The organism is Faecalibacterium prausnitzii, assembly GCF_003287495.1.
GTDB classification, from domain to species: domain Bacteria; phylum Bacillota; class Clostridia; order Oscillospirales; family Ruminococcaceae; genus Faecalibacterium; species Faecalibacterium prausnitzii_I.
In genome coordinates, this window is record NZ_PRLE01000002.1 from 112,307 (window position 1) to 137,585 (window position 25,279).

Sequence of the window (25,279 nt, forward strand, 5' to 3'; positions counted from 1 at the left end):
AAAGCGTAACAAGCTGATATACTTTATGACAGTGATTTTTTCAAAAGCAGGGAGGATGAACGAGACGTGGAAACCGCACCGCACGGTCTGAAAAAGAGGCTGGCAGCCCTTGTGCTGTCGCTGTTGTTACTGGTGACCTGTCTGCCGGGGGCGCTGGCCGTTGACCTGAACGTTGACGCCGGGTTCTACTTCAAGCAGAGCAGGGGCGGCACCTGCACACTGGCTTCGGCCGCGATGATGCTCCGCCGCCGTGCCTATCTGGACGGCCTGACCGACTGGATCGATGTGACCGAAAACAGCGTGAAGAGCTCTGCCTGGGCAGGCGGACTCTCCCACAGCTTCAACTATAAGGCCATGCAGGTTGGCTACGCCACCCTCCCCTCCAGCAACGCCGGGAAGACACAGGTGCTCATCGAGCTGCTGGCCCAGCACCCCGAGGGAATCGTCCTCTATGATCGCCGCCAGCCCCACGCGGTCCTCCTGACCGACTACACCGACGGTGTGTTCTACTGCTCCGACCCGGCCGGCAGCGTCTCCTCCGGCCGTGTGCCCATCTCCAGCGCGAGCATTTCCATTGCAGGAGCTTCCTGCTATTGGTACATAACCTCCGACCAGAACAGCATCAATACCCAGCCGGACAGCCTCCGGCTGGAGGGCGTCCGGTATCCGGTCAATCTCCGCACGGGCAGCGGCATGAGCGTCAGCGGCACCGTGGCAAGTGCTTCGAACAGCGTGCTGACCGAGGTGGAAGTTGCCATCCTGGATGCCGCGGATCAGACCGTACAGAGCGCGGAGGCCGCTCCCAACGTCTCCAGCTGGTCGCTGAAGAATCTGGACAGCCAGATCAAATTTGGTGAGCTGCCAGAGGGTGCATACACATACATGGTGTTCCTGACCGACTCCAACGGCCAGACCATCTGCTTTATGAGCGATTTCACCGTGTCCAGCGCTGCCACCAGCACCGCTACCTATTGGACGGTGCAGGATCCCTCGGGCTCCAAACTGGGGGAGAATGTGCAGAAAGCGGTCGAGTCGGTCAGTGAGACTGCCTCGGCAGTGGAACAGTCGGCCTGGAGCTGGCTGGGTAACCTGTTTGGCGAATAAGAGAATGGACAAAGCCGCTGATGAAAACCAGCGGCTTTGTTTTTACCCACAGAGTGTAGTGCCCGGGAAATAGTGGGCCAGGATGGCGTCATAGGAGAGGCCCTGCTCCGCAAGTGCTTTGGCACCCCACTGGCTGAGGCCGACTCCGTGGCCGTAGCCGTGGGTCGTTATGTAGAATTGACCGTTTTCATAACGGATGGTAAAATCAGCGCTTCGCAGGCCCAGCGCTCTGCGGAGGAATGTCCCGGACCGTTCCACACCGCAGACAGACAGCCGCGCGACATAGCCGGAGGCCGTGCGGGTGGGGGAGCTGAACCACTGTTCCGGCGCGGCAGCATCCGGGGTGAGCCCCTGGGCTGCCAGTGCGGCCTGTACTTGCGCGGAGGAGAGGGTCAGGGTGACCTCATAATGATCCGCCTGGAAATCTGTGCTGCTGTCCACGGCGACCAGATAGGGGAGGGAGGCACCCCAGACATTCTCGCTGGCCTCGGTGCGACCGTTGGAGATGGCAAAGTAGCTCGTCCCAGCCGGGGCACCCTCATAGCAGAGCACCTGGGTCAGGACGCTGTCCACAAGGGCGGAGAGACGGACGTAGTTGGCATCGTAACGGGTGCCCCAGTAGCTGTGGAGGACGGCGTCTGTCAGGTAGCCCTGCCGCCGTGCGGGGTCGGCGGAGAGCCAGGCTCCGTTGGCGGCTGTGGCGTGGTCGCGGCAGTAGAGAACATAGCTGTGGGCCGCAACGGCCTGCGCCTTAAGGGCATCGTCCGGCCAGCTGAGAGGCATTTCCGCTGCCACCGCGCCGATGAGATAATCCCGCCGCGGCACCTGCTGGACCTCCCCGGTGCTCTGGTCCTCGATGAGGAAGATCTCGGCGTCTCCGGTGAACGCGGCGGTCTCTGGAGAGCCTGTGTCCGTGCCGGGCAGGCTCCCGCCCGGTGCGGACAGCGCAGAGGAGGCCGGGACTTCCGATGAGGCAGCAGCCTCTCCCAATACCGCCTTTGCCAGCCGGTAGCCGGCCAGCGGCAGAAGACTGCCCAGCACCAACAGCAGGGTGCAGAGCAGCAAAAACGCTTTTTTCATCCCGGAACCTCCCCCTGATACCTTTTATAAAGAGAGTGTACCTGCTCCGGGCAGCAAAAAAGCGCAGAAGCAGGCGGCGCAAGCTTGCTTTTCCGCTGCAAATGCGATATGATGAATACATTGCAAAAACTTCCGTTTCCGGGGATGAATGCCGGAAAACGGTCCGAAATCAAAGGAAGAAACCCGATGAATCTGTTGATTTTGACTTCAATAATCCTGAGCGTAATTCTTGGCGTGGGCCGCATGGTCGATCTGGCCCTGCTTACAGACGCTGAAACCGGGCTGTGTGTGGTGGGCTCCGTCTGGCTGCGGTATGCCGCGCTGGCGGTGGCCATCCTGCTGGCGGTTGCGGCGGGCCGCGCCACAAAGCCGGAGGCCAGAAAGTTGTGCAGCCCCTGTAAGCCCTCCGGTGTGATGGCCATTTTGGGGGCTGTCTGGATCGTGTTGGCAGGCGTTGCAAAGATTTTTTTAGGCAGCGCACCGCTGGCAAAAGGCATCTGGGGTGCGCTGGCGATCTGCTGCGGTGGGTGGCTGTGCACACTGGGGCGCGGCTGGCTGCAGAAAAACTGGAAGCGGCCTGCTGACAGCTTAACAGAGGTCGTTTTGGGCAGTGCCCTCTTTTACTGGTGTGTGCTGGCACGCTTTATGGAAAACAGCTCCAGCTGGCACCGGGTGGCCCCCACGGTGGTGGTCTGGCAGATGCTGGCCGCGCTGGTCTTCCTCTCGGTGCTGGGGCGGGCGCTTTCCCTGCCGGACACGGCGGACAGCCGGACGCTTTGCGCCAGCGGCCTGACGGTCTGGGCGCTCTGCCTGTGCTGGGAGTTTCCCCAGCTGCTGGATACTTTGCTGCGGGGCGGTGTACTGGCCCGGCTGCCGGACTTTTTCTTTGGACTGGGGCTGTGCTGCATCGGTGTGCTGGGGGGGATCTGCGCGGTGCGCGCTACCCGGACCGAGTCCGGACGGAAGAGTGCTCGGCACTCCGTTGGGTGAAGTGCTGAAAAGATGCCCACACAAACTAGAAAAATCGTACAAAAGTAAAAAAGTGAAAAATCAAGTTGTTAATTTTTTGGCAGGCACTTGAAAGTTGGGCCGTTTTGGTCTAAAATAAAGATACCGTGAATTATCCGATCAAAGGGTAAGAACAATTAGGAGGTACGATTAACATGGCTAATGTTAGAGTTGCTATCAATGGTTTTGGTCGTATTGGCCGTCTGGCTTTCCGTCAGATGTTCGATGCTGAGGGCTATGAGGTTGTTGCAATCAACGATCTGACCAGCCCCAAGATGCTGGCTCACCTGCTGAAGTACGATACTGCTCAGGGTTCTTTCTGCGGCAAGATCGGCGAGGGCAAGCACACCGTCGAGGCTACCGAGGACTCCATCATCGTTGACGGCAAGGAGATCAAGATCTACGCCGTTAAGGACGCAAAGGATGCTCCCTGGGGCGAGCTGGACGTCGATGTCGTTCTGGAGTGCACCGGCTTCTACACCAGCAAGGAGAAGAGCATGGCTCACATCCAGGCTGGCGCTAAGAAGGTCGTTATCTCTGCTCCCGCAGGCAACGATCTGAAGACCATCGTCTACTCCGTCAACGAGAAGACCCTGACCAAGGACGACCAGGTCATTTCCGCTGCTTCCTGCACCACCAACTGCCTGGCTCCCATGGCTGACACCCTGAACAAGACCTATCCCATCGTTTCCGGTATCATGACCACTGTTCATGCTTACACCGGCGACCAGATGATCCTGGATGGTCCTCAGCGCAAGGGCGATCTGCGCCGTGCTCGTGCTGGCGCACAGAACATCGTCCCCAACAGCACCGGTGCTGCTAAGGCGATCGGCCTGGTCATCCCCGAGCTGAACGGCAAGCTGATCGGCTCTGCTCAGCGTGTGCCTGTCCCCACCGGTTCTACCACCATCCTGGTTGCCGTTGTCAAGGGCAAGGACGTCACCAAGGAGTCCATCAACGCTGCCATGAAGGCTGCTACCTCTGAGTCCTTTGGCTACAACGAGGATCAGATCGTTTCTTCCGACGTCATCGGTATGCGTTACGGCTCTCTGTTCGACGCTACCCAGACCATGGTCGCTAAGATCGACGACGACACCTATCAGGTTCAGGTCGTGTCTTGGTACGACAACGAGAACTCCTACACCTCTCAGATGGTCCGTACCATTAAGTACTTCGCTGAGAACTGCTAATCGCGTTCTTGCGCTCAAAAGTGCTTGAACTGTAACGCTGATAAAAGCGTTGCAGGGAGATCAGTGAACATTGGCACCCCGTCTTCTGCATTTTATGCGGGAGACGGGGTGCTTTTTATCGTTCTCCCTGTCAAAATCACCACATTTCAAAGAATGTACCAGAAAAGTTTGTTAATAAATTATCCATCTCCTGTCCTTGCAATGCACATGGTTTTTGTTTATAATAGTAGCGTAGGGTCAATGACCCTGAGAGCGAGCAAAAGAAAATTCGATTCCGAAATGAAAAGAATTTGAGAGGAGTTTGTTACCATGGGTTTAGGTAAGAAGACGATCGACGATGAGAATTACTGCGGCAAGAAAGTGCTTGTCCGCTGCGATTTCAACGTTCCGATGAAAGATGGTGTCATCACCAACGAGAACCGCATCAACGCGGCTCTGCCCACCATCCAGAAGCTGATCAACGATGGCGCAAAGGTCATCCTGTGCAGCCACCTGGGCAAACCCAAGAATGGCCCCGAGGCAAAGTTCAGCCTGGCACCCGTTGCTGTGGCTCTGAGCGCAAAGCTGGGCAAGAACGTTGTGTTTGCTGACGACGACACCGTCGTGGGCGAGAACGCAAAGGCTGCTGTGGCTGCCATGAACAACGGCGATGTTGTCCTGCTGCAGAACACCCGTTTCCGCAAGGAAGAGACCAAGAACATGCCCGAGTTCAGCCAGGATCTGGCTTCTCTGGCCGATGCGTATGTGGACGACGCGTTCGGCAGCTGCCACCGTGCACACTGCTCCACCGCAGGTGTCACGGAGTATGTCAAGGATACCGCTGTCGGCTACCTGATGGAGAAAGAGATCAAGTATCTGGGCAACGCGGTCAACGATCCCGAGCGCCCCTTTACCGCGATTCTGGGCGGCGCAAAGGTTGCTGATAAGCTGAACGTCATCTCCAACCTGCTGGAGAAAGTGGACACCCTGATCATCGGCGGCGGCATGGCCTATACCTTTATCAAGGCACAGGGCTATGAGGTCGGCAAGAGCCTGTGCGATGACTCCAAGCTGGACTACTGCAAGGAGATGATGGCAAAGGCAAAGGCCAAGGGCGTCAAGCTGCTGCTGCCCGTGGATGCAGCCTGCATCAAGGACTTCCCCGATCCCATCGACGCACCCGTCGAGGTCACCATTGTTCCTGTCACCGCCATCCCGGCTGACATGGAGGGCTGCGACGTCGGCCCCGAGACCATGAAGATCTTCGCAGAGGCTGTCAAGGCTTCCAAGACCGTCGTCTGGAACGGCCCCATGGGCGTGTTCGAGAACCCGACTCTGGCTGCCGGCACTCTGGCCGTTGCCAAGGCGATGGCTGAGAGCGACGCTACCACCGTCATTGGCGGCGGCGACAGCGCGGCAGCTGTCCAGCAGATGGGCCTGGGCGACAAGATGACCCACATCTCCACCGGCGGCGGCGCTTCTCTGGAGTACCTGGAGGGCAAGGAGCTGCCCGGCATCGCTGTGATCCAGAACGCCTGATCGCAGAGAACGTAACAGCATCATGAGAGGTGCGGCGGCCGTGCGCCGCCGCGCCTTTTTATTTGGGTAAAGAAGAAAAAGTAAATATAAGGAGATAGAACCATGGATAAGGCAAAGCGTAAGGCAATCATTGCAGGCAACTGGAAGATGAACAAGACCGCCACCGAGGCTGCCAAGCTGGTGGATGAGCTGATCCCCGCCGTCAAGGACGCTAGCTGCGAGGTCGTCATCTGCACTCCGTACACCGATCTGGTCACGGCTGTGGAGAAGACCAAGGGCACCAACATCCATGTGGGCGCGGAGAACGTTCACTTTGAGAAGTCCGGCGCGTTCACCGGCGAGATCAGCGCGGACATGCTGCTGGATCTGGGCGTGGAGTACGTCATCGTGGGCCACTCTGAGCGCCGCCAGTACTTTGCAGAGACGGACCAGACCGTCAACAAGCGCGCGCTGGCTGCTCTGAACGCCGGCCTCAAGGTCATCCTCTGCGTGGGCGAGAGCCTGGAGCAGCGGGAAGAGGGCGTTACCGAGGAGCTGGTTCGGATGCAGACCAAGATCGCTCTGCTGGGTGTCACCGCCGAGCAGATGGCAAATGTCGTCATCGCTTACGAGCCTGTCTGGGCTATCGGCACCGGCAAGACCGCTACCGCGGACCAGGCGGAGGAAGTCTGCGCTCAGATCCGCAAGGTGGTGGGCGAGCTGTATGGCGAGGCGGTCGCCGAGGCTACTACCGTCCAGTACGGCGGCAGCATGAACGCCAAGAACTGCGAGGAGCTGCTGAGCAAGAAAGATGTTGACGGCGGCCTGATTGGCGGCGCGTCCCTCAAGGCTCCGGACTTTGCCGTGATCGTCAACGCAGCCACCAAGGGCTAAGTGCTGACTTTCGCAACCAAAGTTTTTCCAGCGCCCGGCCGCGCCGCGTTTCCAGCGCTGTGCCGGGCGCTTTTTCAGTAAACACAACAAGGAGATAAAACATATGTCCAAGAAACCTGTCCTGCTTTGCATTATGGATGGCTTTGGCTGGACCCCCAACGAGACCTATGGCAACGCCGTGGTCGCAGCCAAAAAGCCCTACCTCGATGCACTGATGGCAAAGTACCCCATGACCACCATTGAAGCTTCCGGCATGGCTGTTGGCCTGCCCGATGGTCAGATGGGCAACTCGGAAGTCGGCCACACCAACATGGGTGCAGGCCGCATCGTGTACCAGCAGCTCACCCTCATCACCAAATCCATCCGGGAGGGCGAGATGCTCAAGAACCCGGTCCTGGTCAAGAACATGAAAGCTGCCATTGACGCAGGCAAGGCCATCCACCTGATGGGCCTGGTGGGCACCGGTGGCGTCCACAGCCACGCAGACCACTGGTTCGGCGTGCTGGAAATGGCCAAGCACATGGGTGCCAAGGAGGTCTACCTCCACTGCATCACCGATGGCCGTGACACGGACCCCCACTCTGGCAAGGGCTTCCTGGCCGACCTGCAGGCTAAGCTGGATGAGCTGGGCATCGGCAAGATCGCCAGCGTTTCCGGCCGTTACTACGCCATGGATCGTGACAACAACTGGGACCGCGAAGAAAAGGCTTATGCCGCGTTCGTTTATGGCGAGGGCAACCACGCTGCCAACGCACAGGAGGCCATTGAGGCATCCTATGCCGCGGACAAGACGGATGAGTTCGTTCTGCCCTGCGTCACCTGCGAGGGCGGCCGTGTGCAGGATGGCGACACTGTCATTTTCATGAACTTCCGTCCCGACCGTGCCCGCCAGATGACCCGCATCTTCTGCGACGACGCGTTCACGGGCTTTGAGCGCCGCGGCGGCCGCAAGCAGGTCCACTATGTCTGCATGGCCGAGTATGACGCCACCATGCCCAACTGCGAAGTGGCATATCCTCCCGTGGAGCTCAAGAACGTTCTGGGCGAGTACCTCTCTGCTCATGGCAAGACCCAGCTCCGCATCGCTGAGACGGAGAAGTACGCCCACGTCACCTTCTTCTTCAACGGCGGCGTCGAGGCTCCCTACGAGGGCGAGGACCGCTGTGTCATCCCCAGCCCGAAAGTGGCTACCTACGACCTGAAGCCCGAGATGAGCGCTCCGGAAGTGGCTGCTGAGTGCAAGAAGCGGATCGAGAGCGGCAAGTACGATGTCATCATCCTCAACTTCGCCAACTGCGATATGGTCGGTCACACCGGCGTGTTTGACGCGGCAGTCAAGGCTGTGGAAGCCGTCGATGCTGCTGTCAAGGAAGTTGTTGAAGCTGTCCTGGCTGCCGGCGGCTGCGCGTTCCTGACCGCGGACCATGGCAATGCCGAGAAGATGATGAACCCGGACGGCACTCCGTTCACCGCCCACACCACCAATGTCGTGCCCTTTGTGGCCATCGGCTGCGGCGATGTGAAGCTGCGTGAGGGCGGCTGCCTGGCCGACATCGCACCCACCATGCTGCCCTATATCGGCCTGCCGGTCCCTGCTGAGATGACGGGCAAGAGCATCATCGTGGAGTAAGCTTCCTCTGCAAAACCATAAAAACGCAAACGCCCCGCAGGGCGGTGAGAAGTTTCACCAGCCCTGCGGGGCGTTTTGTTGTAGGAAACTGTGTTTTACTTTTCGGCCCAGATGCAGAGCCGCGCGGGAGTGGTGATCTCCCCCAGGAGCTTGACATCCATGTCCAGATTGCAGGTTACGGCCAGCGCTTTTCCGGCGTCACTTCCGGTCAGGACGGAAGCGGGCAGGTTTTTGATGGTGAGCAGTGCAGTGTCATCGTCAAAGCTGCCGCTCAGGGTGCCGTCATAGGTCACATCGCCGATGGTCAGCCCGGACAGCCGTCCGGTGATGTTGATGCGGGAAAGCTTTTTCAGAGGGAGCTCCAGCGTATAGGTGCCATTGGCCTGCCGGGTAAGAGTGGCGGCACGGTCCGTGTCGATGCCATCGTTGGCCAGCGAGGTCTGTTCGCCTTTGCTGTCTTTCCAGAACGCCACGCCGACCTCCACAGGGCCCACGGCACTGGCGCTCAGGGCCAGCAGGCAGAGCAGCAGCCACGAGACCAGCACCGCCCCGGTGCGTTTCCAAGCTGTTTTCATGTTATCAACCTTTCTTCCTGCCGCAGCGCGGCACGGGCTGTCACACACGCGGGAAATGGTGCAGAAATGGGTCAGACAGCCCTTTTATACCGCAAAAATAGCATAATCAAGCAAAAAAGTCAATCTGCTTTGGCAGTGTTTCACAAAACTGTTGCACTTTCGACATAGAAAATAAGAAATGTGGAAAACGTGGCAGCAAAAAAAGCCGCCTCCCGGCAAACGGGAGGCGGCAGAAAGGCAGGTGCTTAGACCTCGAAGTTGGGATCGTCTTTCAGCATGTGGATGTTGCTCATGAACGGGCTCTCCTCGGGGTCCGCAAACGGAGCTTCCTTGACATATTTGTTCAGCAGGATGGCAGTCTTGGCAGGGTCCGCAATGGTGCCGGCACCGCCGATGCAGCCGCCGGGGCAGCCCATGCCTTCCAGAAGATAGCCGTTGTACTTGCCGGCCTTGGCCAGCATCAGCAGCTTCTTGCACTCGGCCAGGCCCTGAGCCGACGCGATCTTGACTTCCATGTCGGGGTGCCATTCCTTGATCTTGTCGGCAACGGCCTTGGCAACGCCGCCGGACTGAGCAAAGCCGCGGCCGGCACCGGAAGCGTGGACCAGATCGATCTCGCTGGGATCAACTTCCAGTGCAGCCGGGTCGATATCCTTGGCCTCAATGATGCCGGCCAGCTCCTCAAAGGTCAGCACGAAGTCCACGTCGGAGCGGATGGTGCGGCGGGAAGCTTCCAGCTTCTTGGCGGCGCAGGGTCCGATGAAGCACATACGGGCTTCGGGGTCGGCCTGCTTCATCATGCGGGCGGTGAAGACCATGGGGGTCATGGTCATGGAGATGTTTTTGGCCAGGTCGGGGAATGCGGTCTTTGCCATCATGCTCCAGGCCGGGCAGCAGGAGGTTGCCATAAAGTTCAGCTTGCCGGGCACTTCTTCCAGGAAGTCGTGGGCCTCGTCCACCGTGCACAGGTCAGCACCAATGGCGACCTCGACCACGTCGTGGAAGCCGACGGCTTTCAGGGCAGCTTTCAGCTTGCCGGTGGAAGCCAGGCCGGGGAACTGGTTGACGAACGCGGGGGCAACCAGCGCATAGATGCGGTCACCGCGGTTGAAGCCCTGGATCAGCTGGTAGATCTGGCCCTTATCGGCAATGGCGCCAAACGGGCAGTTGACCAGGCACTGGCCGCAGGAAACACACTTGCTGTAATCAATTTCCGCGCGGCCCAGCTCGTCGGAGTGGATGGCACCCATGCCGCAGGCAGCGGCACAGGGGCGCTCGGTCTTGACGATGGCGTTGTAGGGGCAGACGCCAACGCAGCGGCCGCACTTGATGCACTTCTCCTGATCAATGATAGAACGGCCGCTCTCCCAGGTGATGGCTTTCTTGGGGCAGACCTCCATGCAAGGGTGAGCCAGGCAGCCCTGGCACAGGTCGGAGACCTTGACCAGCTTCTCGGGGCAGCGGTTGCAGGCAAACTTGATCACGTTTACCAGCGGGGGATCATAATACTTATCGGCAATGGAAGCGTCCTCCAGACCGGAAACGACGCTGTTGTGCTCGTCCATGCGGCGGGTGGGCAGGCCCATGGCCAGGCGGACGCGCTCCTCAACGATGGCGCGCTCCAGGAAGATGTCCTTGCGCAGCTTGCCTTCCTCACCGGGGATGATGGTGTAAGGGATCTTACGCATCAGGTGGTTGGCGGCTTCGCCCTTGACGTTGGCGTAGGCCATCCGTGCAACCTCGGTAAACACCTGGCGGCGAATCTGGATGACCGTCGTGTTGATTCCTCTAAAACTCATTCCAATCTCTCCTTGTTTTACATACAGCAGATCACAGACCCTTTTCGCGGATGGAGAAGTGACGCGCCGCGGCTCTCTGGTACAGAGGCTGGGCACAAAAACGACCGCCATTCTGGTACGGAAAAAACAGCCTGTCTCCGGGTGCATTGGCACGCCCGCCGCTGCAATCGGCAGGCTGCCCCGGAATATCCACTTTTATTGTAGCATAAACGAATTTGGATGAAAAGACCAAAACTCAAAATTCGTTATGATTTTCACGACTGGTAAGGTTTGCACAAAGAACCGGTAAAATTTCTTTGCAATCTGCCAAACTTCAGCCGGAGCGGAAACCGCCGCTTAGACCAGCGCGGCCCGCACCCGTTCTCCGTCGTAAGCGCCCAGTCTGACCCGGACGATCTCGCCGCTGGCATGGCCCGGAGCGGAGACTACCACCGGCACATACAGCCGGGTATAGCCGGTAAAGAGCGTTTCGGAGAGAGGGGTCTCCAGCAGCACGTCATCCTCCATGCCCTCATAGCCCGCCAGCACCTCTTTGCGGATGGCCTCGGCGGCGGCGTTCATGGTGCGGCTGCGCTCCTGTTTGTCCCGCTCATGGATCTGGCCCGGGAAATCGTAGGCCGGGGTGCCGCTGCGGCGGGAGTAGGGGAAGACATGTACTTTCAAAAATCCGATCTTTTTCAGGAACGCGCGGCTCTCCTCAAAGTCGGCCTCGGTCTCCCCGGGGAAGCCGCAGATGCAGTCGGTGGTAAAGCTGACGGGACGGTCGCCGTAGGCAGAGCGGATATTTTCCACCACTTCCGCGTACTGCTCCGCGGTGTACACCCGGCGCATCCGGCGCAGGGTGGCGGTGCAGCCGCTCTGGAGGCTCAGGTGGAACTGCGGGCAGAGCTTGTCCACCGCGGCCAGCCGGGCGATGTACTCCGACGTGAGCATGTCGGGGTCCAGGCTGCCCAGACGGATGCGCTCGATGCCCTCCACCTGGGCGCAGTGCTCCACCAGCTCCACCAGGTTCGTCCCGGTGTCCAGGCCGTAGCTGGGCAGGGAGATGGCACTGAGCACCACCTCGCGGTATCCGGCTGCGGCCAGCTGGTGCAGCTCGTTCAGGATGCTCTCCTCGGCACGGCTGCGCACCGGGCCACGGGCACGGGGAATGACGCAGTAGGCGCACTGGCGGTTGCAGCCGTCCTCCACCTTGATAAAGGCGCGGGTGTGGGTCTCAAACCGCTCCACGGGCAGCTCCTCGAACCGCTCGCCCCGGGCGTGGGGCGCAATGGCCACGATCCGCTCATGGCCATCCAGCAGCTTCATGACATTTTCAAGGATGGCTTTCCGGTCGCCGTTGCCGCAGACCAGATCGGCCTCCAGAAACCGGGCGGCCTCCTCGGGGAACGCCTGGGGGTAGCAGCCGGTCAGCACGGTGACGGCACCGGGGTTCTCCCGCTTGGCCCGGCGGAGCCACTTGCGGCTCTTCTGGTCGCCAAAGTTGGTCACGGTGCAGCTGTTGACCACAAACACATCGGCCTCTTCCCCCTCCGGGACGATGGTGAACCCGGCGGAGCGGAACATCTGTTCCAGCGCCCCGGTCTCGTTCAGATTGACTTTGCAGCCAAGGGTATAAAAACAAACTCTCATGCGAGGTATCCTTTCAACAGAAAAACAAAATAAACCATCCTATTATAGCAGATTTTTCCCGGCGGGGAAAGAGCATTTGCTGCTCTTTTTTTGCATAGAATGCAATCAGAGCAATGGAAACAGACCGCGGGGGAGGTACGAGAATGGAACGGAGAAATTTTGCGGCGCTGTGCGCGGCGGTGCTCTGCTTCTGGCTGTTTGCGCTGGCCTTTGGCACGGCACAGGGGATGGGGCTGCATCTTGTGGCCCGGCGGGAGGCAAAAACGGCCTCCGCGCAGGCCGTGTGGGTGGAACCTGCCCTCCCGGCGGCAGCGGCTCCGGCACTCTCCCTCAACTGCCGCGCCGCCATCCTGATCGAGCAGGACAGCGGCCGGGTGCTGTACGAGAAAAATGCCGAGGAGAAAATGCCCATCGCGTCGATTACAAAGGTAATGACCCTGCTGCTGACCTTTGAGGCCATCCATGACGGCAGGCTGACGCTGGATACCCTTGTGCCGGTGAGCGAACACGCCTACCACATGGGCGGCAGCCAGATCTGGCTGGAGCCGGGGGAGCAGTTTACGCTGGATGAGATGCTCCGGGCCATCTGCGTTTCCTCCGCCAATGACGCCGCCGTGGCGGTGGCCGAGCTGGTGGGCGGCAGCGAGCCCGCTTTTGTGGAGCAGATGAACGCCCGGGCGGCCCAGCTGGGGATGGAGCAGACCACGTTCCGCAACGCCTGCGGGCTGGATACGGAGGGCCACCTCTCCACCGCCCGGGATGTGGCCATCATGAGCCGGGAGATTTTGACCCACTGCCCGGAGGTGCTGCATTACTCCGGCATCTGGACGGACAGCCTCCGCAACGGGCAGACCCAGCTCGTCAACACCAACAAGCTGCTCAAGCGGTACAGCGGCATCACCGGGCTCAAGACCGGCACCACCAGCGGGGCAGGGGTCTGCATCTCGGCCAGCGCCACCCGGGATGGGCTCAAGCTCATCGCCGTTATTTTGGGGGCACCCAGCAGCGCCGACCGCTTCAACGCCGCCACGACGCTTCTGGACTACGGTTTTGGGGCCTATGAGGCCGCGCCGCTGCCCGCACTGCCCAGCCAGCCGCTGCAGCTGGCGGTCAAAGGCAGCGCCGAGGGGAGCGTCCCGCTGGATTACAGCGCCCTGCCCGAGACGATCTTATTGGAAAAAGGGGCCGGGGCCGCCCTCCGCGAGGAGCTGACCCTGCCCGAGACCCTGGAAGCCCCGGTGGAACGGGGGCAGGCCGTGGGCAAAGTAAGCGTTTATCAGGGCGAAAACCTGTTGAGTGAGTATGAAGTCCGCGCCGCCGTCGATGCCGCAAAACTGACCCTGCCGGACGCGCTGCACCTGCTGTGGGAGAGCCTGACCGGCGTGTCCTGACCAAAACGGACACAGGACCGCCCAAAAGCGGTTTGTTCACGCAACAAAAGCCTTGTCCGCCTGAACAAAAGATGTAAGAGCATACAAAACAACACTATTAAAATTGTATGAAATCCAAGGATTTTGGCCTTGACTTTGCCCGATGGGAACGGTACACTTATACCAAGAAAAACCCTCGCAGGGCAAGTGCCCCAAAAATGTCTGGAGGTTTTGATAAAATATGAGTCTCGCACTGAACACGAAACACCTTTCCTCCTTTATTAAGGAAGAAGAGTATCAGGCCATCTACCCGCAGGTGGAAGCCGCCCACAAGATGCTGGAAGCCAAGAACGGCCCCGGCAACGATTTCCTGGGCTGGATGTATCTGCCCCGTGAGTACGATAAGGACGAGTTCGTCCGCATCAAGGAAGCAGCTGCCAAGATCCGTGAGGATTCCGACGTGCTGGTCGTCGCCGGCATCGGCGGCAGCTATCTGGGTGCCCGCGCTGTGGTCGAAGCCGTCAAGGGCCAGTTCCACAATGAGCTGGACAGCGGCCTCAAGATCTACTTCTGCGGCAACAGCATCAGCCCCACGTATCTGAATGATATCATCGCGCTGTGCAAGGGCAAGCGTTTCTCCATCAATGTCATTTCCAAGTCCGGCACCACCACCGAGACCAGCCTGGCATTCCGCGTGCTGCGCAAGCTGCTGGAAGATGAGATGGGCGTGGAAGAGGCCAACAAGCGCATTTATGCGACCACTGACCGTGCCAAGGGCACCCTCAAGCAGCTGGCCGACGCGCAGGGCTGGCCCACGTTCGTGGTCCCCGATGATGTCGGCGGCCGCTACTCCGTCCTCTCCGCGGTCGGCCTGCTGCCCATCGCGGCTGCCGGGATCAGCATCGACGACCTGATGAAAGGCGCTGCCGATGCCATGGAGCGCTTCTCCGTCCTGAGCCCGGACAACGACGCTTACAAGTATGCTGCCATCCGCAACATCCTGTACCGCAAGGGCAAGAGCGTGGAGATCCTCGAGTGCTACGAGCCCAACTTCGCCCTGATGAACGAGTGGTATAAGCAGCTGTTCGGCGAGAGCGAGGGCAAGGACAACAAGGGCCTGTTCCCTGCAAGCTGCATCTTCTCCACCGACCTGCACTCCATGGGCCAGTTCATCCAGGAAGGCTCCCGCACCATGTTTGAGACCATCGTGGATGTCAAAAAGCCTGCACAGGATCTGTTCATCGACGAGCTGAAGGGCAACTTCGACGGCCTGAACTTCCTGGCCAACCAGAACATGAGCGTGGTCAACCGCAAGGCCATGGAGGGCACCATCCTGGCTCACACCGACGGCGGCGTGCCCGAGGTCGTAATCGAGGTGGATGACCTCAGCGCCTACAATGTCGGCTATATGATCTACTTCTTCTGGCGTGCATGTGCCTGCAGCGGCTACCTGCTCAGCGTCAACCCGTTCAACCAGCCGGGCGTTGAGAGCTACAAGAAGAACATGTTTGCACTGCTGGGCAAACCCGGTTACGAGAACCTGACCGCTGAGCTGGAAGCAAAGCTCAAGTAAAGGCAAAGGATTAAAAAATGATCTCCCGCCGCAAGGCGTGGAAAATACAGGAGGACAGAACTATGATTAAACTGATTGTTGGCGCTAAGGGCTCCGGTAAGACCAAGGCTATGATCGACCAGATCAATGATTCGGTCAAGACCTCCAAGGGCAACGTCGTCGTCGTGGAAAAAGGCATGAAGCTGACCTACGACATCGCTCCCGCTGCTCGTCTGATCGACCTGGACGAGTACAAGGTCTCCGGCGGCGAGATGCTGTACGGCTTTGTGGCCGGCCTGCTGGCAAGCAACTATGACATCACCGACCTGTACATCGACGGCATCCTCAAGGTGCTCAACCACGATATCAACCGTCTGGGCGTTGTGCTGGACGAGATGGCAGCCATTGCCGGCAATACCGTCAAGGTCACTGTCACCGTCAGCGCGGACGAGGCAGCTCTGCCGCACGACGTCAAGAAGTACCTGTAAGGCTTCTGGCATTCTGATTCTGAACTGATCCAATCGGGCAGGAAACCGGAGAAATAAAATTTTTTCGGTTTTCTGCCTGTTTTGGTGTTGACAAAGGTTTACTTTGGCGCTATACTAACAAAGCAGCCTTTTATGAGGTGTACTATGCAATTTGACCTGAGAAAGTTTATCGCAACCGGCGCAAGACCCTACCATGCGGAGTTTCCCTGTGATTTGTCTGCAAAGGATTTTGCCGGTGCAAGGATCAGCCAACCGGTCACGGCGTGTTTTGACGCTGAGACGGATGGAGAAGAGGTCCGGATGACACTGCGGGCAAAAGCATTGGTGCACGGCGAGTGCGCCCGCTGTCTGGACCCTGTTGAGAGGGAAGAGACAGTTGAAGCGGAGTGGACGGTAAAGGAGCGGGATCTGGACGACCCGGATTTCGATCTGCCGCTCAATGAAAAAGGTCATCTGGATGTGGATGAGTGGCTTTGCCAGGAGTTCCTGTTCCAGATCCCAACGGTGCTGCTCTGCAGCCCCGACTGCCCGGGATTGTGTCCCCGGTGCGGGAAAAAGATGGCGGAATGTACCTGCCCCCCGGCAGAAGATGAAGCCGCTCCCGCAGACGCAAGGCTAGCGATCCTCAAATCACTGCTGAACTGAGAAACCCATCAAGGAGGTGCAAAAATATGGCAGTACCTAAGAGACATCTTTCCAAGGCCCGCCGCGACAAGCGTCGCAGCAATGTTTGGAAGCTGGAGGCCCCTGCACTGGTCAAGTGCAGCAACTGTGGCTCTCTGAAGCTCCCCCACCAGGCATGTGGCAACTGCGGTTACTACAAGGGCGAGGAAGTCATCAAGAAGGGCTAATTTGCGCAGAATTGGTGGCACATTGGTGTTATGTACAGAAGGGGAGGGCGCAACGCCTTCCCCTTCTTGCTGTTTCTGGGAGGTGAGAGCATGGCAATCAAGATCGAGCGTGTGGAAGCGGGCAGCGAAGCCGAAGCACTGGGCCTTTTGCCCGGCGACGAGCTGCTGGCCGTGGATCAGAACGAGCTGAACGACACGCTGGACTATGATTTTTATACCGACAGCAAAAGCTTTCACCTGAAAGCAAGGGTGGCGGACGGCATCCGGGAGTGGGACGTCCAGCGCGCCGAGCGCGGCCCTTTTGGCTGCGATTTTTCCACCTATCTGGGCGACCAGAAGCATTCCTGCTCCAACCACTGCATGTTCTGCTTCATCGACCAGCTCCCTCCGGGAATGCGGGAGAGCCTTTATTTTAAGGATGATGATGAGCGCCTTTCGTTCCTGTTTGGCAACTACATCACCATGACCAACATGCAGGACCATGAGATCGACCGCATCATCAAGATGCACATTTCGCCCATCAACATCTCGGTCCACACCACCAACCCCCAGCTCCGGGTGCGGATGCTGGCCAATAAGCGGGGCGGAGAGGTGCTCAAGTACCTGCCCCGGCTGGTGGAGGGCGGCATCGCGGTCAACTGCCAGCTGGTGCTCTGCCGTGGCATCAACGATGGCGACGAGCTGCGCCGCACCCTGGCCGACCTGCTGGAGCTGACCCCCATGGTGCAGAGCATTGCGGCGGTGCCCTGCGGCATTACCGATTACCGCCAGAACCTCTTCAAGCAGACCCCCTACGATGCGGCCAGCAGCGCCGAGGTCATCGATATCATGGAAGAGTTTGGCGATGAGTGCAAGCGCCGCCACGGCAAGCGGATCATCTACCCCAGCGACGAGTGGTACCTGAAAGCGGGCCGCCGCATCCCGCCCACCGAGTTCTATGAGGACTTTGACCAGCTGGAAAACGGTGTGGGCATGATGCGCCTGTTTGAAGATGAATTTATGGCCGAGCTGGACAAGCCCCACCGCGTTTACGGTACCAAACAGCTGGATGTGGTCACGGGCACCATGGCGGCCCCCCTCATCCAGCGGATGATGGCCGAGCTGCACCGCCAGTACCCCATGATCGAGGTCACGGTGCACCCGATCCAGAACAAATTCTTCGGCGGCAACGTGGGTGTGGCAGGTCTTGTCACGGCCACGGATATCATCAACCAGTGTGAGGGCAAGCTGACCAGCGGGACGCTGGGCGTGCCCGCCGTGATGCTGCGGGAAGAAAAAGATACGTTCCTCGACGATGTGACCGTTGCGCAGCTCGCTCAGCGGATGGGCGTCAAGGTAGAAGTGCTGCCCACGTCCGGCGGCGAGGAGGCCAAAGCTCTGCTGCGCAGCGGCCTGCATATTTCGAGAAGAAGAAAAGGAGGAACCACATGAGCAAACCGATCGTAGCGGTGGTGGGCCGCCCCAACGTGGGCAAGTCTACCTTGTTCAACAAACTCTGCGGCCAGCGCCTGGCCATCGTGGAGGATACCCCGGGCATTACCCGCGACCGCATTTTTGCCAACTGCGAGTGGAACGGCCACGAGTTCATGCTGGTGGACACGGGCGGTATTGAGCCCAAGGCCACCGAGGGCATCCTGGCCCACATGCGGGAGCAGGCCCAGATCGCCATTGACACCGCCGACTGCATCATCATGGTGGTGGATGTCCGCAACGGCCTGACCGCGGCGGACGAGGATGTGGCCCACATGCTGCGCCGCAGCCATAAGCCGGTCATTCTGGCGGTCAACAAGTGCGACAACGTGGGCGAGGCCCCCATGGAGCTGTACGAGTTCTATAACCTGGGCTTTGACGAGGTCATGCCCATTTCGTCGGTGCACGGTCACGGCACGGGCGACCTGCTGGACGCCGTCTGCGCCCACCTGGATTTCAGTGAGACGGTCATTGAAGAGGACCGCATCCCGGTGGCCATCATCGGCCGCCCCAACGTGGGCAAATCCAGCCTGACCAACCGCATCCTGGGTGAGAACCGGATGATCGTGGCCAACGAGGCCGGCACCACCCGCGACGCCATTGATACCCCGGTGGACAACGCCTACGGCAAGTTCATCTTCACCGATACCGCAGGCCTGCGCAAGCGCAGCAATATCACCGATGGTCTGGAGCGGTACATGGTCGTCCGCGCTCTGGCCGCTGTGGAGCGGAGCCGTGTGGCCCTGATCCTGGTGGATGCCACCGTCGGCTTCACCGAGCAGGACAGCAAGGTGGCAGGCTATGCCCACGATCAGGGCAAGGCCTGCATCATCGTTGTCAACAAGTGGGACGCCGTGGAGGGCAAGGAGACCAACACCATGGAGCTCCAGCGCAAGGGTTACGCCGAGTGCTTCAGCTTTATGGGCTATGCTCCCATCATCTTTATCTCGGCACAGACGGGTTATAACGTCAATAAGCTGATGCAGCTCATCCGGGATGTGGACGCCCAGAACGGCGCCCGCGTGCCCACCGGTGTGCTGAACGAGATGCTGGCCCGGGCTACCGCCCGGATGCAGCCCCCCAGCGACAAGGGCCGCCGCCTGAAGATCTTCTACCTGACCCAGGCCTCCACCCGTCCCCCGACGTTTGTGGCTTTCGTCAACGCAAAGTACCTCTTCCACTTCAGCTATCAGCGGTACCTCATCAACCAGATCCGTGAAAGCTTTGGCCTGGACCACACGCCCATCCGGCTGGTGATCCGGGAACGCGGTGCGGGCGAAGTCCGCGCCAAGGATGTATAAACAGGGAGGGACTGTCTGATGATGACGCTTCTGATCGTTCTGGCAACGGCCGCCGAGGCCTACCTGCTGGGCAGCATTGACACGGGCATTCTGGTCAGCAAATACCTCTATCATGACGATGTCCGCAACTACGGCAGCGGTGCCGCCGGCATGACCAACATGCTGCGCACCTTTGGCAAAAAGGCAGCGGCCCTCACCGCCTTTGGCGATGTGCTCAAGGGTGCGCTGGCCGTCTGCATCGGCCGCTGGCTGTTCGGGTATCTCCCGGCAGGCGGGGCGGTCTCGCCCTACCTGGGCGTTTACCTGGCGGCCATCCTGGCTACCATTGGCCATCTGAAGCCGCTGTATTTCGGCTTCAAGGGCGGCAAGGGCGTGCTGGTGGCAGGTGGTGCCATTCTGGCCATCCAACCCATCCTCATCCCGTTCCTGTTCCTGATCTTCCTGGCCTGCCTGCTCCCCACGGGGATGGTCTCGCTGGGCAGCATCACCATGGCAGCGCTCTACCCGGTGCTGACCCTCATTTACAGCTGCTACCGGGGCCTGGCTGCGGGGGATATGGCGGTCTGCTTTGTGGGTGCCCTCATCATGAGTATTCTGGTCATCTACATGCACCGCTCCAACATCAAGCGTATCCGGGAAGGCAAAGAATACCGCTTTGGCAAAAAGCATCAGAAATAAATCTCAGTATAAAATGAAACACCCCCGCAGGCAGCGTTTGCAATGCCTGCGGGGGTGTTTTTGGGTCTTGATTCAGGGTTCAGGTGGATTCCGGCAGGAGCTCGTCCTCTTCAGCGGCATCGACAAAATCGTCCTCTTCGGTCTCGGGGACAACATCCTCGGCGTGGAGGCGCTTGCGCAGCCGCTCTTTGAACTCTGAAGCCGGGATGCCGCTCTGGTTGGGGGAAAGGTCGGGGGCCGGGTGGCCGTCGGGCAGGTGGGCACCAAAGGCCGGTACAAAGAAGAACTTGCGCACGACGAAGATCAGGGCGATGGCAGCCACGCTCAGCAGGTTTTCAAAGGCGGATTCGTGGCCGATGACCATATGGCGGGCGATGGCGTACAGCAGCACCTCCAGGCTGGAGCCGGGGCTGTGCTTAGCCAGCATCTTGATGAACTCGATGCCGATGACGATGTCGAGTGCACGCTCCAGAAAGGTGCGGATCTCTACATCGTTGCCGTCGATGAACAGGCCGGGCATCCACTGGATGAGGGGCACGATGCTGATGAGCAGGCCGATGAGCACCAGGCCGGAGAGGGAGATTTCGAGCAGGGTGGAGGACTGGATGATGAAATTGCGCAGCTCCGCGCGGCTTCGGCTTTCGACATGGGTGGTGTTGTGGAAATCGTTGGACATGGCAGGGACCTCTCTTTCGGATTTGGATTCAAGTGCAGTGGACAAAATCGGGGAAAAATGTCAACTTTATTTTCTATATTTTAGCAAAGAATGTGAACTGCGTCAATTCGTTGAGGAAAATTCCAGCGATGAAAATGTGCTATGGAACACAAAAAGCTCCCCCCGCGGGGGAGCTTGAAAGGGAGTGGAGGGAAAATTTCAATCCTGCACGGCCACATAGCCCGATTTCTCGATGCAGGCACGGCCCGCGTCGGTGGAGAGCCAGTCGTAGACTTTGCGTTCCGGCGTGTCCGCACCGGAATCCTGCCGGACCGCGGCATAGAACTCATTGCAGAGCGGGTAGCTCTGGTCGGCGATGGTCTCGTTGGAGGGGGTCACGCCGTCCACAGCCAGCAGCCGCAGGCCGGGTTTGGAGTACATCTGGTCGATGTAATAATATACCGAGAAGCCAATGGCGTTGGCGGTGTTGTTGTATTCGGCAATGCTGTCCACCAGCCCGCCCATCTCCGTGGGGGCCAGCTCGGTGGGGGCGTCCATCAGCTCCCCGCCCTGGATGAGCAGCTTCTGGAACAGGGTCTGGCTGCCGGAATCTTCCCGCCGCTGGAATGCCACGATGGGCAGGTCCGCGCCGCCGACGTCTTTCCAGTTGGTGATCTTCCCGGCATAGATGTCCCGGAGCTGCTGCTGGGAGAGGCTCTGGACGGGATTTTCTTCGTTGACGATGAACACCAGTGCATCCCGGCCAATGGCTTTCTGGTCCAGCGGGCCGCCCTCCGCGGCCATTTCCTCCTTGACGGATTCCGGGGCCTCGTAGGCGATGATGAGCTTGGTGGAATCGCCCTCATTGCCGCCGTAAAGGCTCAGGTTCCGCCAGGCCCAGGCCGTGGTGTTGGTGCTCACGCAGCTCTGGGCCGTTTCCAGATCCATGCCCGTGGTGTCCGCCATGATCTGCGCAATGAGGGGGATGCAGGCCGTGCTGCCGTCGGTCATGGGAAACTCGTCGGCTGTCAGGATGGGCTCACGGGTCACTTCACTGGAAGCATCCGGGCTGGCAGCGGGCTCCCTCTCGGGCTGAGAGGGAGTGGGCCCGGAGTTGACGGGGGCATTCGTGTTGCAGGCCGAGAGCAGGGCGGCTGAGGAAACCGCGCCCAGCCCCAGCAGAAAAGCGCGGCGGGAAAGAGCAGTTTGTTTCATGGTCAAAACCTCCTGTGTTCAGATCAGATCGCCATAGCCGTGTTCGTCCGTGCTGGAAGCAAAGATGCTGCGGCAGTAGAGCCACTGGCCGTCTGGGGTCATCCAGCCGTAATAGAAGCCCTTTCGGGCCATGAAAGCGCCTGCGGGCAGGTCATTGAGGCCGTTGCCGCCATAATAGCTGTAGCAGAGGGCCAGCCCTTTGAGGACGGCGTTCCCGTTCTCGTCCAGTACGTCATAGAGGGTTTTGCCGTTGGGGCCTGCATAGCCGTAGCGGAAATAGGCGTGGCCGTCTGTGGTGGTGAGGGGCGCAAAATAGTAATAGCCATCCGGCGTGGAGGCGGAAATAGTAAGCTGCCGTACAAGGCCCTGTGCGTCATAGAGCCGGATGGTGGGCTTGCTATGGTCTCCTGCCGGATAGAGCATCACCAGCGCGTAGTCCTCCCCCACAGCCCACACCCGGGCCGAATCCTGATTCTCGACCGAGTCCACGTTCACATCGGTGAGGATGGCGCCGGTGGTGCGGTCGTAGACCCGGAGCGTCCCGTCGGTGGCGTAGACGGCCAGGGTCTTGTCGTCGGCGTCCACGTTATAAACGGGTTTCATCTCCCCGGTGGTCAGGTCGTGGAACTGGTAGCGGTAGTCGTTGCCAGCATTCCAGCAGACCACTGCCCCGGGAGCATGGTAGAGGACGGAGCGGTCAAAGGTGGCAAGGACTTCGCTCTGTTCGGTGCTGGCCAGGTCGATGAGCTGGTACTGGCCGTCTTCCGTCCGGAAGCTGGCGGTGCCGTTGCCGCACACCCGGTCAAAGCCGTCCAGCTCTTCCCCCGTTACCGTGTTGGAAAGGGTGGAGGACTGGGAGAGGTAACCATCCATGTAGAAATCCAGTAAGATCCAGTCGCTGGGGATGCCGCTGGTATTGTTCTGGTTGGAAAGGCTGGTGGCCGTGCAGCGGTCTTCCTCCCGCAGGGGATTGCCCTCCCGGTCCTGCAGCACCATCCGCACATGCTGGTACATGTCCTCGTCGTACTCGCCGTCGGCCAGCGTCTCGGGCCGTTCATAGCAGGTAAAGGCGAACAGATCGTTGGAGACGACGCACTGGTAGGCGGTGTCCGGAGACGGGATCTCCTGCCGGGTGGTCAGGTCGATGACCCGGCAGTCCCCTGGCTGGACAGCATGATCGCAGGAAAATTCCAGTGCGTCGGTCTGGTTGAGCACCAGATAATTCCCGGAGAGGGTGACGCTGTGATCCTGTTCAAAGGTGAGCACTTCGGCTCCGGTCTTATCGTAGAGGGCGCTGCGGCGGCCGGAGGGGGAGCTGTTGTCGGACCAGGCCACCCAGTAATAGGGGATATCGCTCTCCGCAGGGTCGTACACCAGTGCGACGGTCTCATCGCCCCGGCCCTCATGGAGGACTTTGCTGCCGCAGAGGACGGTGGAGCCGTTGGAATCATACAGGATCCGCAGCTTGCCGTCGTCGAGAGCGGCGGAAGCGTCGCTGGGCTGTTCTACGGGAATCGGGTCTTTCCGGGGGGATGCCGCCGGCAGCAGGGAACAGCCGGTGAGCAGGGCAACCGCCAGCGTCAGGCAGGCGGCGGTGCGGCCAAAGCGAAACAGCGTGGTCTTCATGGGCGATTCCTCCTAAAATTTGACTTTCCCATTTGATTATAATACGAAAGACCCGGCCGTTCAATTGCATTGGAACGTCCGGGTCTGGTTACAGTTTGGTGACAACGGGGAGCTCAGGCTTCTTCCATCCGGTTCAGCTTGTGGAGGAACGGCAGCAGGAACGGCACCGAGATGAAAAAGGTGAGCATGTCGGCAATGGGCTGGCACATCTCAATGCCCGGCAGGCCCAGCAGGTGGGGCAGGGTGAGGATGAGCGGGATGAAACAGACACCCTGCCGGCAGCAGGCCAGGAACGTGGCCCGGCCGGATTTGCCGATGCTCTGGAACAGCATGTTGGCCACCACGATGACGGGCTGTAAAAACATGGCCAGACACTGGTAACGGAACGCGGGCAGGGCCACGGCCAGCACCTCCGGGTCATCGCGGAAGAGGTGGATCAGGGTCTCGCTGTTACACCAGCAGACCACATTGAGCACGCAGACAAAGCAGAACGCCGCAAAGATCGTGAAAATGGCGGCCTGCCGTACCCGGCGGTACTTTTTGGCACCATAGTTGAACGCGGCCACGGGCTGCAGGCCCTGGCCCACGCCGATGGCGACGGACAGGATGAACAGGAAGATGCGGGAGATGATGCTCATGCCCGCCACGGCGGCGTCGCCGTACTCGCGGGCGGCAATGTTCAGCAGCATACCGCCAATGCTGTTCAGGCCCTGACGGCCAAAGCTGGGGGCACCGTTGGTAAAGATGAGCAGGTAGTCGCGAGGCGTGCGGGTGATCTCCGTGACGCGGAACTGGCTGACCGTTTTGCCCCGCAGGAACATGGAGAGCAGGATGCAGAAGCTGATGCACTGGCTCAGTGCCGTGGCGAGGCCCGCGCCGCCGGTGCCCATCTTGAACACAAAGATGAAGAGCGGGTCCAGCACGATGTTGAGCACGCCGCCCGTCACAAGGCCGATCATGGCAAAGCTGGCCTTGCCCTCATACCGCAGGATGTTGTTCATCACAAGGCTGGACATCATCAGCGGGGCCGCAAACAGGATGGGCCGGGCGTAGGCACTGGCGTGGGGCAGGATGGTGTCCGTGCTGCCCAGCAGCATCATAAAGCGGGGCAGGGTGGCAAGGCCGCCCACGGCCAGCACGGCACCCACCGCCATGGCCGTGAAAAAGCTGGTGGAGGCAAATTTGGTGGCCGCGTGGGTATCCTGGTTGCCCAGGCTGCGGCTGATGATGCCGCCGGCCCCGTGGCCGAACATGAAGCCCAGCGCCTGGATAATGGCCATCAGGCTGGAAACGATGCCCACCGCGCCCGAAGCGCTGGTGGAAAGCTGGCCGACAAAAAACGTATCGGCCAGGTTGTAGATGCTGGTGATGAGCATACTCAGGATGGTGGGGGCGGCAAGGCTCAGGATCAGTCCGGGGATGGGCGTCTCGGTCATTTTATGGTACTGCTGCTGACTGAGATCGTTGGCGGGCATGGGCAAAACTCCTTTCGGTGCAAACTGCCATTCCGGCATGGAAAAGCCGCTCTTGCAATGCCAAAGAGCGGCAGAAATCGAATCTACTCCTAGTATAGCGCGGAAAAGAAAAATTGTCGAGGGCGAAAACCATAGCGGACTGGAATGGTGGGGGGAGAGAAAATTTTGAGGAAAAACGGACGGAAAGTT

22 protein-coding genes are annotated in these 25,279 nt (G+C 59.7%); 14 read left to right on the top strand and 8 right to left on the bottom strand.

Going from position 1 to position 25,279, the window contains the following annotated elements:
* Positions 1-66: 66 nt before the first annotated feature.
* Complete coding sequence (locus C4N22_RS04075; protein WP_112148079.1) at positions 67-1,104, top strand: hypothetical protein; 1,038 nt, start codon at positions 67-69, stop codon at positions 1,102-1,104.
* 42 nt (positions 1,105-1,146) lie between these two features.
* Here C4N22_RS04075 and C4N22_RS04080 read toward each other — a convergent pair whose 3' ends face one another.
* Entirely contained in the window at positions 1,147-2,184 is a 1,038-nt protein-coding gene (locus C4N22_RS04080; protein ID WP_112148080.1) for a SpoIID/LytB domain-containing protein, read from the bottom strand.
* 186 nt (positions 2,185-2,370) lie between these two features.
* On the opposite strand from C4N22_RS04080, the gene C4N22_RS04085 reads away from it, so the two are divergent.
* From C4N22_RS04085 to gpmI, 5 genes are all read left to right on the top strand, one after another.
* The gene (locus C4N22_RS04085; RefSeq protein WP_112148081.1) at positions 2,371-3,174 is read left to right on the top strand and encodes a hypothetical protein; all 804 of its coding nucleotides are present in this window, start codon (positions 2,371-2,373) and stop codon (positions 3,172-3,174) included.
* Positions 3,175-3,347: 173 nt separating this feature from the next.
* On the top strand, positions 3,348-4,382 hold the full coding sequence (gene gap, locus C4N22_RS04090) for a type I glyceraldehyde-3-phosphate dehydrogenase (protein ID WP_112115125.1): 1,035 nt from the start codon (positions 3,348-3,350) through the stop codon (positions 4,380-4,382).
* Positions 4,383-4,691: 309 nt separating this feature from the next.
* Entirely contained in the window at positions 4,692-5,900 is a 1,209-nt protein-coding gene (locus C4N22_RS04095; RefSeq protein ID WP_112148082.1) for a phosphoglycerate kinase, read from the top strand.
* A 102-nt stretch (positions 5,901-6,002) separates the two neighbouring features.
* Positions 6,003-6,773 carry a triose-phosphate isomerase gene (gene tpiA / locus C4N22_RS04100; protein ID WP_022256064.1) on the top strand — a complete coding sequence of 257 codons (771 nt, stop codon included), beginning with the start codon at positions 6,003-6,005 and terminating at the stop codon, positions 6,771-6,773.
* A 103-nt stretch (positions 6,774-6,876) separates the two neighbouring features.
* Positions 6,877-8,403, top strand: coding sequence for a 2,3-bisphosphoglycerate-independent phosphoglycerate mutase (gene gpmI, locus C4N22_RS04105; RefSeq protein WP_112148083.1), 1,527 nt, complete (start codon positions 6,877-6,879; stop codon positions 8,401-8,403).
* Between the two features lie 95 nt (positions 8,404-8,498).
* Here gpmI and C4N22_RS04110 read toward each other — a convergent pair whose 3' ends face one another.
* The 3 genes from C4N22_RS04110 to mtaB form a co-directional block, all read right to left on the bottom strand.
* Entirely contained in the window at positions 8,499-8,978 is a 480-nt protein-coding gene (locus C4N22_RS04110) for a hypothetical protein (RefSeq protein ID WP_022256062.1), read from the bottom strand.
* A 245-nt stretch (positions 8,979-9,223) separates the two neighbouring features.
* Positions 9,224-10,777 (bottom strand): 4Fe-4S dicluster domain-containing protein, encoded by a 1,554-nt coding sequence (locus C4N22_RS04115; protein WP_112148084.1) that lies wholly within the window; start codon positions 10,775-10,777, stop codon positions 9,224-9,226.
* A 336-nt stretch (positions 10,778-11,113) separates the two neighbouring features.
* Positions 11,114-12,409 carry a tRNA (N(6)-L-threonylcarbamoyladenosine(37)-C(2))-methylthiotransferase MtaB gene (gene mtaB / locus C4N22_RS04120; RefSeq protein WP_112148085.1) on the bottom strand — a complete coding sequence of 432 codons (1,296 nt, stop codon included), beginning with the start codon at positions 12,407-12,409 and terminating at the stop codon, positions 11,114-11,116.
* A gap of 143 nt (positions 12,410-12,552) precedes the next feature.
* Here mtaB and C4N22_RS04125 point away from each other — a divergent pair, with 143 nt between their 5' ends.
* The 8 genes from C4N22_RS04125 (at position 12,553) to plsY (ending at position 20,119) form a co-directional block, all read left to right on the top strand.
* The gene (locus C4N22_RS04125) at positions 12,553-13,800 is read left to right on the top strand and encodes a D-alanyl-D-alanine carboxypeptidase family protein (protein ID WP_112148086.1); all 1,248 of its coding nucleotides are present in this window, start codon (positions 12,553-12,555) and stop codon (positions 13,798-13,800) included.
* A gap of 220 nt (positions 13,801-14,020) precedes the next feature.
* Complete coding sequence (locus C4N22_RS04130; protein ID WP_112148087.1) at positions 14,021-15,352, top strand: glucose-6-phosphate isomerase; 1,332 nt, start codon at positions 14,021-14,023, stop codon at positions 15,350-15,352.
* A 62-nt stretch (positions 15,353-15,414) separates the two neighbouring features.
* Positions 15,415-15,819, top strand: coding sequence for a hypothetical protein (locus C4N22_RS04135; RefSeq protein WP_112148088.1), 405 nt, complete (start codon positions 15,415-15,417; stop codon positions 15,817-15,819).
* Between the two features lie 144 nt (positions 15,820-15,963).
* Complete coding sequence (locus C4N22_RS04140) at positions 15,964-16,464, top strand: YceD family protein (protein ID WP_022256056.1); 501 nt, start codon at positions 15,964-15,966, stop codon at positions 16,462-16,464.
* A 26-nt stretch (positions 16,465-16,490) separates the two neighbouring features.
* Positions 16,491-16,670 carry a 50S ribosomal protein L32 gene (gene rpmF / locus C4N22_RS04145; protein WP_015563707.1) on the top strand — a complete coding sequence of 60 codons (180 nt, stop codon included), beginning with the start codon at positions 16,491-16,493 and terminating at the stop codon, positions 16,668-16,670.
* 90 nt (positions 16,671-16,760) lie between these two features.
* On the top strand, positions 16,761-18,101 hold the full coding sequence (locus C4N22_RS04150) for a DUF512 domain-containing protein (protein ID WP_022256055.1): 1,341 nt from the start codon (positions 16,761-16,763) through the stop codon (positions 18,099-18,101).
* Positions 18,098-19,441 (top strand): ribosome biogenesis GTPase Der, encoded by a 1,344-nt coding sequence (der, locus tag C4N22_RS04155; RefSeq protein ID WP_022256054.1) that lies wholly within the window; start codon positions 18,098-18,100, stop codon positions 19,439-19,441. The genes C4N22_RS04150 and der overlap by 4 nt, the downstream gene beginning before the upstream one ends.
* Before the next feature lie 18 nt (positions 19,442-19,459).
* Positions 19,460-20,119 carry a glycerol-3-phosphate 1-O-acyltransferase PlsY gene (gene plsY / locus C4N22_RS04160; protein ID WP_112148089.1) on the top strand — a complete coding sequence of 220 codons (660 nt, stop codon included), beginning with the start codon at positions 19,460-19,462 and terminating at the stop codon, positions 20,117-20,119.
* 79 nt (positions 20,120-20,198) lie between these two features.
* On the opposite strand, the gene C4N22_RS04165 is transcribed toward plsY, so the two are convergent.
* The 4 genes from C4N22_RS04165 to C4N22_RS04180 form a co-directional block, all read right to left on the bottom strand.
* On the bottom strand, positions 20,199-20,795 hold the full coding sequence (locus C4N22_RS04165) for a transporter (protein ID WP_112148090.1): 597 nt from the start codon (positions 20,793-20,795) through the stop codon (positions 20,199-20,201).
* Positions 20,796-20,993: 198 nt separating this feature from the next.
* A complete protein-coding gene (locus C4N22_RS04170; RefSeq protein WP_112148091.1) occupies positions 20,994-21,989 on the bottom strand; it encodes a PstS family phosphate ABC transporter substrate-binding protein in 996 nt (331 codons plus the stop codon).
* 18 nt (positions 21,990-22,007) lie between these two features.
* Positions 22,008-23,615: a DUF5046 domain-containing protein gene (locus C4N22_RS04175; RefSeq protein WP_112148092.1), complete on the bottom strand. Its 1,608-nt coding sequence runs from the start codon at positions 23,613-23,615 to the stop codon at positions 22,008-22,010.
* A gap of 113 nt (positions 23,616-23,728) precedes the next feature.
* Entirely contained in the window at positions 23,729-25,090 is a 1,362-nt protein-coding gene (locus tag C4N22_RS04180; RefSeq protein WP_112148093.1) for an MATE family efflux transporter, read from the bottom strand.
* Positions 25,091-25,279 lie beyond the last annotated feature (189 nt).

Coding starts and splice junctions, on each gene's coding strand:
- C4N22_RS04085 (WP_112148081.1), top strand. CDS start 2,371: ATGAATCTGTTGATTTTGACTTCAATAATCCTGAGCGTAATTCTTGGC.
- rpmF (WP_015563707.1), top strand. CDS start 16,491: ATGGCAGTACCTAAGAGACATCTTTCCAAGGCCCGCCGCGACAAGCGT.
- C4N22_RS04175 (WP_112148092.1), bottom strand. CDS start 23,615: ATGAAGACCACGCTGTTTCGCTTTGGCCGCACCGCCGCCTGCCTGACG.
- C4N22_RS04080 (WP_112148080.1), bottom strand. CDS start 2,184: ATGAAAAAAGCGTTTTTGCTGCTCTGCACCCTGCTGTTGGTGCTGGGC.
- mtaB (WP_112148085.1), bottom strand. CDS start 12,409: ATGAGAGTTTGTTTTTATACCCTTGGCTGCAAAGTCAATCTGAACGAG.
- gap (WP_112115125.1), top strand. CDS start 3,348: ATGGCTAATGTTAGAGTTGCTATCAATGGTTTTGGTCGTATTGGCCGT.
- C4N22_RS04150 (WP_022256055.1), top strand. CDS start 16,761: ATGGCAATCAAGATCGAGCGTGTGGAAGCGGGCAGCGAAGCCGAAGCA.
- C4N22_RS04165 (WP_112148090.1), bottom strand. CDS start 20,795: ATGTCCAACGATTTCCACAACACCACCCATGTCGAAAGCCGAAGCCGC.
- der (WP_022256054.1), top strand. CDS start 18,098: ATGAGCAAACCGATCGTAGCGGTGGTGGGCCGCCCCAACGTGGGCAAG.
- C4N22_RS04125 (WP_112148086.1), top strand. CDS start 12,553: ATGGAACGGAGAAATTTTGCGGCGCTGTGCGCGGCGGTGCTCTGCTTC.
- plsY (WP_112148089.1), top strand. CDS start 19,460: ATGATGACGCTTCTGATCGTTCTGGCAACGGCCGCCGAGGCCTACCTG.
- C4N22_RS04130 (WP_112148087.1), top strand. CDS start 14,021: ATGAGTCTCGCACTGAACACGAAACACCTTTCCTCCTTTATTAAGGAA.
- C4N22_RS04115 (WP_112148084.1), bottom strand. CDS start 10,777: ATGAGTTTTAGAGGAATCAACACGACGGTCATCCAGATTCGCCGCCAG.
- C4N22_RS04110 (WP_022256062.1), bottom strand. CDS start 8,978: ATGAAAACAGCTTGGAAACGCACCGGGGCGGTGCTGGTCTCGTGGCTG.
- C4N22_RS04180 (WP_112148093.1), bottom strand. CDS start 25,090: ATGCCCGCCAACGATCTCAGTCAGCAGCAGTACCATAAAATGACCGAG.
- gpmI (WP_112148083.1), top strand. CDS start 6,877: ATGTCCAAGAAACCTGTCCTGCTTTGCATTATGGATGGCTTTGGCTGG.
- C4N22_RS04170 (WP_112148091.1), bottom strand. CDS start 21,989: ATGAAACAAACTGCTCTTTCCCGCCGCGCTTTTCTGCTGGGGCTGGGC.
- C4N22_RS04095 (WP_112148082.1), top strand. CDS start 4,692: ATGGGTTTAGGTAAGAAGACGATCGACGATGAGAATTACTGCGGCAAG.
- tpiA (WP_022256064.1), top strand. CDS start 6,003: ATGGATAAGGCAAAGCGTAAGGCAATCATTGCAGGCAACTGGAAGATG.
- C4N22_RS04135 (WP_112148088.1), top strand. CDS start 15,415: ATGATTAAACTGATTGTTGGCGCTAAGGGCTCCGGTAAGACCAAGGCT.
- C4N22_RS04140 (WP_022256056.1), top strand. CDS start 15,964: ATGCAATTTGACCTGAGAAAGTTTATCGCAACCGGCGCAAGACCCTAC.